A 12,429-nucleotide genomic window follows, 5' to 3' on the forward strand; every position below is an offset into this window, starting at 1 on the left:
TTGGAGCTTGCCAGCGGGACGGGCCGCGCCGTCGCGGCCCGTCCGCGCGGTCACGGCTGCACCACCGTGATCGTGGTCGGGTTGCTGCGGCCGACGCCACGCAGCTGCGGCCGGTACATGTCCTCCACCAGCGGCGGCGGCACCGAGTAGGTTCCCGGCGTCACCGCACGCACCAGGTAGAACACGTTGGCCTTGCTGCCACGCGAGAGCTTCAGCGCGGCCACATAGCGATCGTCGCGGAACTCCTCATGCTTGGTATCGGCAGCTTCGCCGCGGTCGCTGATGGTGATGCCATCGACCACCACGTCGGCCCACTGCTTGGCGTCGCCCAGGTTGAAGTTCTCGATCTCCAGGCCGGCCGGCAGCAGGTCGGTCAGCAGTGCGTCCGGCATCGTAGTGTCGGCGGTGACGGTGACGCGCACGATCAGCGCTTCGCCTTCCTTCAGCGGGCGCGGCGACCACGGCTTGCCATCGGTGCCGTAGTAGCTGCGCTCAACGCCCAGCACGCTGTTGTCCGGTGCCGGTGCGCTGCGCGGGATGCCGGCCACGTCGATGCTGGCGAACATCGGCGGCTGGCCCTGCGGGGTGAAGCGTACGCCGCTGGCCAGTTCGCTGGCGCTGAAGTTGCGGCCGAACAGCTTGCGCTCGCCGATGGCTTCGGTGTTGCCACCAATCACCAGTTCACCGGCCACCAGCGCCTTCTGGTTGGCGGCGAGCGCCTTGCCGAGGCGGGCAATCGCCACCTGTTCCTGCGTGCTCAGCCACATCCAGCCGGCATTGCGGCGCGCATCCAGGCCACGGCCGAGATCCACCGCACGCGCATCCCAGGCCGGCTTGGCCAGCTTGTTTTCGTGGGTCAGCGCGATCATCAGCGCGTCATCACGGATGGCGCTGCCGTAGTCGCCGAAATAGGACGGGCGTTCGCTGCTGGACTTGGCGAAGGCCGCGGCCAGCGCGGCCTGGCCACGCTTGGCATCGCCCTGCAGCGAGAGCGCCACGCCCAGATGGACCAGCGACAGGCCACCGACCGCCTTGCTGCGCTCGTTGTCGTACAGCGTGCGCAGGGTACCCAGCGGCGCACGGTTGACCCGGGCCAGCACGTAGCCCGAATACGCCTGGTTGGCGAACTTCAGCTTCTCGCGGTCGTCCTGGCCGTAGAACTGGTTGCCACCGGACAGCAGGTCCTCGCTGAGCCGGTTCAGTGCCTTCTGCAGCACGTTGTCCGGCACCGCGAAACCGGCGTCCTTGGCATCGAGCAGGAACTCGGTGATGTACGGGGTCAGCCACGGGTTCACGTAGCCGTCGTCACCCCACATCGAGAAGTTGCCGTTGGCCACCTGCATCGACGCCAGGCGACCGAACGCGCCTTCCATGCGCTCGCGACGGGTCTTGGCATCCAGGCCGTCGGCACCGAGCATCGACGACGTCGCCTGGTCCAGGATCAGCGCGGCGTAGCCCTTGCTGGTGGTCTGCTCGGCACAGCCGTACGGGTAGTTCAGCGCGCCCTGCAGCGCACTGGCGAACGGAATCGGCGGCAGCGGGCTGACCAGCAGGCGGGCATTCACCGACTCGGACATCAGGCCATCGGTCAGGCTGTTATCGAGGCTGACCGCGGCCAGCGGATCCAGCGTACGCACCTGCGAACGCAATACCTGCGGCCACGCCGCACGCACCGGCAGGTCGTAGCGGCGATCAGCCTTGAAGCCGTTGCCATCCACGCGCACCCGCACCTTGGCCACGCTGTGGCCTTCGCGTGCCGACAATGGGAAGCTCAGCGTGGTCTTGGCATCGGCATTCAGCTGCACGCTGCGGCTGCCCTCGCCCAGGTTCAACGGGCCTTCGCTTTCCACCTTCACGTTGAACTGGCCCGGCTTGCCGGTGAAGTTCTGCACGTCCAGGGTCACGGTGCTGCGGTCGCCCGGGGCCAGCACGCGTGGCATGCTGGCTTCGGCCAGGATCGGCGCGCGCACGATGGTTTCCACATCACGCTTGCCATACTGGTCATCGCTGTAGACCAGCGCCGACACGCGCAGGGTGCCGTTGAAGTCCGGTACCTTCAGGCGGATGCGGGCATTGCCCTTGGCATCGAGCTGCACCGGGCCGGAGAACAGGTCCACGGTCTGCACGCGTGCCGTCGGGCGCTTGGCCTGCGGCAATGCCTGCAGCGCCATGTCACCACCGAACTTCAGCTTGCCGCTGCCACCATCGAAGCTCTCGATCACCCGGCTGTAGATGTCATAGGCATCGATGCCGAGGCGACGCTGGGCGAAGAAGTGCGCACCGGCGTCGGGCACCGGGAAACGGGTGATGTTGAGGATGCCCACGTCCACCGCCGAGACGGTCACGTGCGCGGTCTTGCCGGCCAGCTGCGGCGCACTGACCGTCACCGGCAGGTCCTGTTCCGGCCGCATCTGCTTGGGCGCGACCAGGCCGACGGCCACGGTGCGGCCCTTGCGGTCCATCGGCACATGCACCACGCCCACGGCGCGGGCCGGGGTGATCCTGCTCGGTGCACTGCCGCCACGGAACACCAGCGCGGTGATGTAGACGTCGTGGCGCTCCCAGTCGGCGGTGACCGGAATCTTGAAGGTCGAACCCGGCTTGGCCTCGATGTCCTGCACGTACAGCATGCGGTCGGTCTCGACCATCAGGATGCCCTTGCCGGCGTGCGGCGGGGTCACCGTCACCTCCAGGGTGTCACCGGCCTTGTAGCCGGTCTTGTCCAGGCCCAGCTTGACCTTGTCCGGGCGCGCGTCCAGGCCGCGGTTGTCGTCGCCCCAGCTCCAGCCGGCGCGGAACGGATAGCGGCTGGTCAGGCCGGTGGACGGATCGAACACGTCCACCCGGTACTCACCCCACTCCACCGGGAAGTCGAAGGCGACCGCGCTGCTGCCGGCATCGACGGTGCGGGTTTCCTTGTTCTCGAAACGGCGGGTGAAGTCGTAGTCCCAGCGGTTGTCGTTGAAGGTCCAGTGGTAGTCGCGCAGTTCGCGCACCAGGGTGATCTTCAGGCCCTTGGCTGGCTGCGGTGTGCCGGCGGCATCCACGCGCATCAGTTCGAAGCGTGCGTTGCCGTTGGAATCAGCGCCATCGTCGGGGTTGAACAGCGGCCGCACGCCGACCAGCGCGTTGGCCGGCCACATCACCCACTTCAGGGTACGGGTGACCGTGCGGCCACCGGTTTCATACAGGCTGCCGGACAGCACCACGGCGATCGGTGCCTTGGCCTTGGCCGCCTCTTCCGGCAACGCCACGTCCTCACGCAGCTGGCCATTGGCCGGCAGCGTGGTATCGATCACGTCCTTGGCCTCGCGCGGCAGCTGCAGGGTCGGGTCACCGAAGAAATAGCCCGGCAGGCCGTCCACCGGCTTCTGCTCGGCGGCCACCGCCATGCGCGCGGTGAAGCGGTTGCCATCGGCCGGCGCGCCATACAGATAGGCGCCATTGGCCTGCAGGCGCAGGTCCTCACCCGGCTTCAGCGTCTTCTGGGCGCTGTCCAGGTCCAGCTTCATGCGCTCGGGCAGGAACTCCTCGATGCGCAGGGTCATGCCCTGGATCGCTTCCTTGCTGGCCGGGTCGGTGCGGAACTCGACCTGCCAACGCCCGGTCGGCGCCTCGGCGGGGATCACCTGCTCGAAGTTGATGTAGCCCTGGTCACCCGGCTGCAGGCGGGTCTCGCGGAAGGTCTTGCCGTCGGGCTGCTTCAGGCGCAGGAACACCGGCTGGGCCTTGACCGGCTTGCCGTCGTTGTCGCGCAGCAGCGCGGACAGGCGCACGGTCTCGCCCGGGCGGTACAGGTCGCGCCCGGACCAGGCGTAGACGTCGAACCAGGCATTGTCACGGCCGGCCACGGCGAATTCGCTCAGGTCCAGCGCCGGCTGGTTGAACGGCAGGAAGCTGGTGTCCTTGCCACTGCTGGCGACCAGCACGTGGGTGGCATCCAGGGTGTAGTTCAGCAGCGCATTGCCGTTGCCGTCGGTGCTGCCCTTGAGCACCACCTCGCCCTTGGCATCCAGCACGCGCAGGTCGATGCCCTTCAGCGGCGCGCCGTCCTTGAGGCCGGCCGTGTGCACGAACAGCTTGTCCTTGTAGGCACGGGTATGCAGGCCGATGTCGCTGACCGAGAAGAACGCGGTATCGAACTCGCCTTCGTAGTCACCGGTGCGCTTGAGCAGGGCGAAGTACAGGCCCGGCTCCTGCAGTTCCTTGATGTCCTGGGTCGGCAGGTAGGTCAGCACCCGCTCGTTCTTCTTGCCCCCCAGGATGAATCGGTTGACGTAGACCGGCTCGGCCAGCTTGTTGATCGGGCTGCGCTCGTAGTCGCTGCTCAGCTCCCAGCTGCCACGGCGGCCGCCGCGCTGGTACTGGCTGAAGAAGGTCGGCAGGTCCTTCTCGCGCACGCGCAGGAACTCGACGTCGACTTCCGGCACGTTCACCGAGACCACGGGCAGGCCGCGGCTGTCCTTGGCCGGCAGCACGCTGCCCTGCGACGCGAAACCCACCACCGGCTTCAGCTCGCCGCTGAACACCTTCTGCTTCAGCTCCTTGCCCAGGCGGCTGCCATCGGCGGCCAGCAGGTCCGGCGAGACCACCAGGCTGAACTCCTTGCCGGCCTCGACGAACGGGTAACGCAGGGTCAGGCCGTCATCGGACAGCGTCCAGCTGCTGTCGTCGGTGCCGACCTTCTCTTCGAAGCGCACCAGCTTGTCGAAATCCTGGGTGCCGACCAGCGGGCGCGAGAACTCCAGCGCCAGCGACAGGCCGTCATTCTTCTGGTCCGGGTAGGCGCGCAGCAGGGTGAACTCCTTCACCTGCTCGGCCTTGGTGGTGATGGCTTCACCACTGGCCTTGGGCAGCTGCCCGCTGTCGTTGCGGCAGCCGGCCAGGCCCAGCAACAGGCCTCCTGCCAGTATCGCCGCCGCCCATCCCCACCGCTTCCGCCGTGCCGGACCGCTCATGTCGTCACTCCTTGATCGAGGCGGCCATTATAGGCAGGCCGCGTCAAGGTGTTGACGCGAATCCGGCAATTGCCCGGGACGGGTAGTGCCGGCCGCTGGCCGGCAGGACCGGTAGCCGCCAACCCTGGTTGGCGTCGGCCGTGCCAACCAGGGTACCCACCAACGTTCCCTACCCCGGCAGGTACAGGTCCACGTAGTCGGTCACCGGCATCGCCGCCAGCGCCACCGGGTCCAGCGAGGCGGCCAGGATGCGCTGCTGCTGGGCGGTCGGGAAGCGGTGGGCCAGGTGCCGCCGGAACTTGTCCATCAGCAGTGGAATGCCTTCCTCGCGGCGTCGAGCGTGGCCGAGCGGGTATTCCACCAACACCTCCGGTAGCTCGGTGCCATCAGCGAAGCGCACGCTCAGGCCATTGGCAATGCTGCGCTTGTCCGGGTCCAGGTAGTCGGCACTGAGCTGTGCGTCCTCATGGCAGGACATCTTCGCCCGCAACGCGTCGATGCGCGGGTCGGCGGCAACGTCATCCTCGTAGTCCTCGGCCACCAGCCGTCCATGCAGCAGCGCGATGGCGACCATGTACTGCACGCAGTGATCGCGGTCGGCCGGGTTGTGCAGCGGCCCCTGCTTGTCGATGATGCGGATGCAGGCTTCCTGGGTGCGGATCGCGATGTGCGCGATGTCCTCGACCCGCCGCCCCGTCGCACGCAGCTGCTGGTGCAGCACGATCGCTGCCTCCACTGCGGTCTGTCCGTGGAACTCGGCCGGGTAGCTGATCTTGAACAGCACGTTCTCCATCACGTAGCTGCCCAGCGGTCGCCCCAGCGTCAGCCTCTGGCCATGCATGGACACCGCCTCGAAGCCCCAGGTCGGCGCGCTCAGCACGCTGGGATAGCCCATCTCGCCGCTGGCCGCCATCAGCGCCAGGCGCACGCCACGGCTGGTCGCGTCGCCGGCCGCCCAGCTCTTGCGCGAGCCGGTGTTGGGCGCATGCCGGTAGGTGCGCAGCGCCTGGCCATCGACCCAGGCCAACGACAGCGCATTGAGCATGCGTTCGCGATCCAGCCCGAGCAACTGCGCGACCACCGCGGTGGTGGCCACCTTGACCAGCACCACGTGGTCCAGCCCAACCCGGTTGAAGGAATTCTGCAGGGCCAGCACGCCCTGGATCTCGTGTGCCTTGATCATCGCCAGCAGCACGTCATGCAGGGTCGGCGCCGGGCGGTGCAGGGCCTGCGCGTTGCGTCCCAGCCAATCGCAGACAGACAGGATGCCGCCCAGGTTGTCCGACGGGTGGCCCCATTCGGCGGCCAGCCAGGTGTCGTTGAAATCCAGCCAGCGCACCATCGCGCCGAGGTTGAAGGCCGCCTGCACCGGGTCCAGCACGTAGTGCGTACCCGGCACGCGCGCACCGTTGACCACGCTGATGCCCGGCACCAGTGGACCGAGCAGCTTGCTGCAGGCCGGGAAGGATAGCGCTTCCAAACCGCAGCCCAGCGTGTCGAGCAGGCAGTGGTGCGCGGTCTGGAACGCCAGGGGTGAGTCGATGCGCGCGTCGCGCACGTAGTCGACGATGTCCACCAGCAGCGCGTCCCACGCTGCACGCTCGTTGGAAGGGGTGTGGTTGTCGGACATCGTCGATCTCCTCGTTGCGGTGCACGGTTGCCCATGCACCCTGCCAACCAAGGTTGGCATCTACCAGAGCACTATTCGGCCGGTACCCGCACCTTGCCTTCCATCAGCACGCGGGCACTGCGGCTCATGATGGCCTTGGTCACCGTCCACTGGCCGTCAACGAGACCGGCCTGCGCGCCCACGCGCAGCGTGCCGGAGGGGTGGCCGAAGGTCACCGCTTCGCGTTCGCCGCCGCCGGCGGCACGGTTGACCAGGGTGCCCGGAATCGCTGCTGCGGTGCCGATCGCCACGGCGGCAGTTCCCATCATCGCGTGGTGCAGCTTGCCCATCGACAGCGCACGCGCATGCAGGTCGATCGCCGACGCCGGAATGGCCTTGCCGCTGGACGAAACGTAGTCCTGTGCCGGCGCCACGAAGGCCACCTTCGGCGTGTGCTGGCGGGTCGCTGCGTCTTCAAGTTTCGAGATCAGGCCCATGCGCATCGCGCCATGCGCGCGGATGGTCTCGAACTTCTGCAGTGCGGCCTTGTCCTCATTGATCGCCGGCTGCAGCTCGGTGCCGGTGTAGCCGAGGTCGGCGGCGTTGAGGAAGATGGTCGGGATGCCCGCGGTGATCATCGTCACCTCGAAACTGCCCACGCCGGGAACATCGAGGGTGTCGACCAGGTTGCCGGTCGGGAACATCGCGCCCGCATCGCCGTCATCGGACGGATCGATGAATTCCAGCTGGATCTCGGCGGCCGGGAAGGTCACGCCGTCCAGCTCGAAATCGCCGATCTCCTGCACTTCGCCATCGCGCATCGGCACGTGGGCGATGATGGTCTTTCCGATGTTGGCCTGCCAGATGCGCACGGTGCACAGGCCATCGCGCGGTACGCGGGCCGGATCGATCAGCCCATTGGCGATCGCGAACGGACCGACAGCGGTGCTGAGGTTGCCGCAGTTGCCGCTCCAGTCGACGAAGGCGGTGTCGATCGAGACCTGGCCGTACAGGTAGTCCACGTCGTGGTCAGGCACCGAGGCGGTGGAAATGATCACGCACTTGCTGGTGCTGGAGGTGGCGCCGCCCATGCCGTCGGTCTGCTTGCCATACGGATCGGGCGAACCGATCACGCGCATCAGCAGCGCATCGCGCGCGGCGCCGGGCACCTGCGCGGCTTCGGGCAGGTCCTGCAGGCGGAAGAACACGCCCTTGCTGGTGCCGCCGCGCATGTAGGTGGCGGGAATACGGAGTTGCGGAAGAAAATTCATCGTCGGATCCAAGCGTTTGGATTTCAGGAAATGTCTTGCATCAGTGCGTCAAGGCCACGATCAACGCACCACACTCGCATGACGTCCACGCGGTCCGGCAGATCGAGGTAGTAGACGAGATAGCGTTCGAAGCCCGGAACCTGCATGAAGCGCAAGAGTGCCGGCAACTGTGCGGCGAGGTCGGCATGGCGGACGGAACCTGACGCAGGGAATATCGCAATACGTTGAAGCGTGGCCTCCAGCTCGGCGAGAAAGCGCCGACCCAGTACCAGGCCACCCTGCCGTGCGAACCACAGCGCGGCGTCGGCTGCGTCGGCTTCGGCCCGGGGCCTCCATTCAATCGCCTTCACGCTCCATCCTTTCGGTCAGTTCGCGACGCATCCGCTCGAATGTGGCCGCAGTCACCGGAACGGCAGGCCCCGACGCCAGCCCCTCGGCTATCAACTGCTTGAGCAGCTCTTCAGCCTTGCTGCGCTGACGCTGGCGGATCAGGTCACGCACGTAGTCCGACGTACTGGAGTAGCCGCCTTCGCGCACTTCCTCGTCCACGAACTGCTTGAGCGGGTCAGTCAGCGAAATGTTCATGGTGGCCATGAAACTCTCCTTTGGCAGTTTTTGCCAAGTCAGTGTGCGCCCCGTCCTGGTATCGGACAAGCCCGCCCCCGGCGGCCGGGGGGCAGGCATTCAGCACGGCATCACGCCACCTTGGCGCCTTCCAGGAAGTCCTGGGCGAAGCGCTGCAGCACGCCACCGGCTTCGTAGATCGCCACTTCCTCGTCGCTGTCCAGCCGGCAGGTGACCGGCACGATTACGTCCTGGCCGTCGCGGCGGTGAATGACCAGGGTCAGGTCGGCGCGCGGGGTGCGCTCGCCGATCACATCGAAGGTCTCGGTGCCGTCAATGCCCAGGGTCAGGCGGGTGGTGCCCGGCTTGAACTCCAGCGGCAGCACGCCCATGCCGATCAGGTTGGTGCGGTGGATGCGCTCGAAGCCTTCGGCCACGATCGCCTCCACGCCAGCCAGGCGCACGCCCTTGGCGGCCCAGTCACGCGAGCTGCCCTGGCCATAGTCGGCACCGGCAATGATGATCAGTGGCTGCTTGCGATCCATGTAGGTCTCGATCGCTTCCCACATGCGCATCACCTTGCCTTCCGGCTCCACGCGCGCCAGCGAACCCTGCTTCACGCTGCCGTCGTCGTTGCGCACCATCTCGTTGAACAGCTTCGGGTTGGCGAAGGTGGCACGCTGCGCGGTCAGGTGGTCGCCGCGGTGGGTGGCGTAGGAATTGAAGTCCTCTTCCGGCAGGCCCATCTTCGCCAGGTACTCGCCGGCGGCACTGGACGCCAGGATGGCGTTGGACGGCGACAGGTGGTCGGTGGTGATGTTGTCCGGCAGCACCGCCAGCGCGCGCATGCCAGACAGCGTGCGCTCACCGGCCAGTGCGCCCTCCCAGTAAGGCGGACGGCGGATGTAGGTGCTCTGCGGGCGCCAGTCGTACAGCGGGCTGACCGCCGCACCGTGCTCCACGCGCACGTTGAACATCGGGTTGTAGACGCGGCGGAACTGCTCCGGCTTCACCGAGGCCTTCACCACCGCGTCGATCTCGGCGTCGCTCGGCCAGATGTCCTTCAGGCGCACCTCGTTGCCGTCGGCGTCCACGCCCAGCACGTCCTTCTCGATATCGAAGCGCACGGTGCCGGCGATGGCGTAGGCGATCACCAGCGGCGGCGAGGCCAGGAAGGCCTGCTTCGCATACGGGTGGATGCGGCCATCGAAGTTGCGGTTGCCCGACAACACGGCGGTGGAATACAGGTCACGGTCGATGATCTCCTGCTGGATCGCCGGATCCAGCGCGCCACTCATGCCGTTGCAGGTGGTGCAGGCGAAGGCGACGATGCCGAAGCCGAGCTTTTCCAGGTCCGGCAGCAGGCCCGCCTCTTCCAGGTACAGCTGCACCGCCTTCGAGCCCGGCGCCAGCGACGACTTCACCCACGGCTTGCGCAGCAGGCCACGCTCGTTGGCCTTGCGCGCCAGCAGTGCGGCGGCGATCACGTTGCGCGGATTGGACGTATTGGTGCAGCTGGTGATGGCGGCAATGATCACCGCGCCATCGGGCATCAGCCCCTGCGCCTGCTCGGCCTTGCCCGCTTCCAGCTTGGCTTCGTCGGCGATGCCGCGCTCGGCCAGCTCGGCGGTCGCCACGCGCTTGTGCGGGTTGGACGGGCCGGCCATGTTGCGCACCACGCTGGACAGGTCGAAGCGCAGCACGCGCTCGTACTGCGCGGTGGCCAGATCGTCAGCCCACAGGCCGGTGGTACGGGCGTAGTTCTCCACCAGCGCCACCTGCGATTCCTCGCGGCCGGTCAGGCGCAGGTAATCGATGGTCTGCCCGTCGATGTAGAACATCGCGGCGGTGGCGCCGTATTCGGGGCACATGTTGGAAATGGTGGCGCGGTCACCGATGGTCAGTGCCGCAGCACCCTCGCCGAAGAATTCAAGATACGCACCCACCACGCGTTCCTTGCGCAGGAACTCGGTCAGTGCCAGCACCACGTCGGTGGCGGTGATGCCCGGCTGCGGCCTGCCGGTCAGCTCGACGCCGATGATGTCCGGCAGGCGCATCCACGAGGCACGGCCCAGCATCACGTTCTCGGCTTCCAGGCCGCCAACACCAATCGCGATCACGCCCAGCGCATCCACGTGCGGGGTATGGCTGTCGGTACCCACGCAGGTATCCGGGAAGGCCACGCCGTCCTGCACGTAGACCACCGGCGACATCTTCTCCAGGTTGATCTGGTGCATGATGCCGTTGCCCGGCGGAATCACATCCACGTTCTCGAACGCCAGCTTGGTCCAGTCGATGAAGTGGAAGCGATCTTCGTTGCGGCGATCTTCGATGGCGCGGTTCTTCTCGAACGCCTGCGGATCGAAACCACCGCACTCCACCGCCAGCGAGTGATCGACGATCAGCTGCACCGGCACCACCGGATTCACCTTGGCCGGGTCACCGCCCTTGTCGGCGATCGCATCACGCAGGCCGGCCAGGTCAACCAGTGCGGTCTGGCCGAGGATGTCGTGGCACACAACGCGCGCCGGGAACCACGGGAAATCGAGGTCGCGGCGGCGCTCGATCAGCTGCTTCAGCGAATCGCCGAGCGTGGCCGGATCGCAGCGGCGCACCAGGTTCTCGGCCAGCACGCGCGAGGTGTACGGCAGGGTGGCATAGGCGCCGGGCTGGATCGCATCGACAGCGGCGCGCGCGTCGAAATAGTCCAGCGTGCTGCCGGGGAGGTTCTTGCGGTAATCGGTATTCATGGGCTGGCGGAGTGCTTGAGGCGGGCCGGGTGCCGGCGGTGCGGCGGCGAAAGCATCCGGCCGGCACGCGGCCGGCCGGATGGGTACAGCAGGTGGATCAGACGCGCTTGTCGATGGCGACGAAGTCGCGGTCTTCCGGACCGATGTAGTTGGCGCTCGGGCGGATGATCTTGCCGTCGATGCGCTGCTCGACGATGTGCGCGCTCCAGCCGGCGGTACGGGCGATCACGAACAGAGGAGTGAACATCGCGGTCGGCACGCCCATCATGTGGTAGCTGACGGCACTGAACCAGTCCAGGTTCGGGAACATCTTCTTGATGTCCCACATCACCGATTCCAGGCGCTCGGCGATGTCGTACATCTTCATGCTCGACTGCTCTTCGGACAGCTCGCGGGCCACATCCTTGATCACCTTGTTGCGCGGATCGGAGACGGTGTAGACCGGGTGGCCGAAACCGATCACCACTTCCTTGCGCTCAACGCGCGCCTTGATGTCTTCCTCGGCCTCATCCGGGTTGTCGTAGCGCTTCTGCACTTCGAACGCCACTTCGTTGGCGCCGCCATGCTTCGGGCCGCGCAGCGCGCCGATGCCACCGCAGATCGCGCTGTACATGTCGCTGCCGGTACCGGCGATGACACGGCAGGTGAAGGTCGAGGCGTTGAACTCGTGTTCGGCGTACAGGATCAGCGAGGTGTGCATCGCCTTCACCCACGACTCCTGCGGCTTCTCGCCGTGCAGCAGGTGCAGGAAGTGGCCACCGATCGAGTCGTCGTCGGTTTCCACGTCGATGGCGCGGCCGTTGTGGCTCCAGTGGTACCAGTACAGCAGCATCGAACCGAGGCAGGCCATCAGCTTGTCGGCGATGTCGCGCGCGCCCGGATGGTTGTGGTCGTCCTTCTCAGGCGCCACGCAGCCGAGCACGGACACGCCGGTGCGCATCACGTCCATCGGGTGCGCCGACGGCGGCAGTTCTTCCAGCGCCGCCTTCACCGCGGCCGGGATGCCACGCAGCGACTTCAGCTTGGCCTTGTAGGAAACCAGCTCGGCGCGGGTCGGCAGCTTGCCGTGCACCAGCAGGTAGGCGATTTCCTCGAACTCGCTGGTGTTGGCCAGGTCCAGGATGTCATAGCCACGGTAGTGCAGATCGTTGCCACTGCGGCCCACGCTGCACAGCGCGGTGTTGCCGGCAGCGGTGCCGGACAGGGCGACGGACTTCTTCGGCTTGAAGGTCGGGGTTGCGGTCGTATCGTTCATGTTTCCCTCCGAAAACTTGATG

At 66.8% G+C, this 12,429-nt stretch carries 7 protein-coding genes; all 7 read right to left on the bottom strand.

Annotated elements, in window-relative coordinates; all coding sequences use genetic code 11:
• Positions 1-50: 50 nt before the first annotated feature.
• On the bottom strand, positions 51-4,958 hold the full coding sequence (locus DFO63_RS06470) for an alpha-2-macroglobulin (protein WP_119006625.1): 4,908 nt from the start codon (positions 4,956-4,958) through the stop codon (positions 51-53).
• A gap of 169 nt (positions 4,959-5,127) precedes the next feature.
• Positions 5,128-6,588, bottom strand: coding sequence for a bifunctional 2-methylcitrate dehydratase/aconitate hydratase (locus DFO63_RS06475; RefSeq protein WP_119006626.1), 1,461 nt, complete (start codon positions 6,586-6,588; stop codon positions 5,128-5,130).
• A gap of 71 nt (positions 6,589-6,659) precedes the next feature.
• Positions 6,660-7,838, bottom strand: coding sequence for a 2-methylaconitate cis-trans isomerase PrpF (gene prpF, locus DFO63_RS06480; RefSeq protein ID WP_119006627.1), 1,179 nt, complete (start codon positions 7,836-7,838; stop codon positions 6,660-6,662).
• A 23-nt stretch (positions 7,839-7,861) separates the two neighbouring features.
• Positions 7,862-8,188 (bottom strand): type II toxin-antitoxin system RelE/ParE family toxin, encoded by a 327-nt coding sequence (locus DFO63_RS06485; protein ID WP_119006628.1) that lies wholly within the window; start codon positions 8,186-8,188, stop codon positions 7,862-7,864.
• Complete coding sequence (locus tag DFO63_RS06490) at positions 8,175-8,432, bottom strand: type II toxin-antitoxin system ParD family antitoxin (RefSeq protein ID WP_006384133.1); 258 nt, start codon at positions 8,430-8,432, stop codon at positions 8,175-8,177. The genes DFO63_RS06485 and DFO63_RS06490 overlap by 14 nt, the downstream gene beginning before the upstream one ends.
• Positions 8,433-8,533: 101 nt before the next feature.
• Positions 8,534-11,152, bottom strand: a complete 2,619-nt coding sequence (gene acnD, locus DFO63_RS06495; RefSeq protein ID WP_119006629.1) for a Fe/S-dependent 2-methylisocitrate dehydratase AcnD — start codon at positions 11,150-11,152, stop codon at positions 8,534-8,536.
• 97 nt (positions 11,153-11,249) lie between these two features.
• Complete coding sequence (prpC, locus tag DFO63_RS06500; protein WP_014038133.1) at positions 11,250-12,407, bottom strand: 2-methylcitrate synthase; 1,158 nt, start codon at positions 12,405-12,407, stop codon at positions 11,250-11,252.
• Positions 12,408-12,429: the final 22 nt, after the last annotated feature.

This window comes from Stenotrophomonas sp. AG209, from assembly GCF_003550055.1.
Taxonomy (GTDB): Bacteria; Pseudomonadota; Gammaproteobacteria; order Xanthomonadales; family Xanthomonadaceae; genus Stenotrophomonas.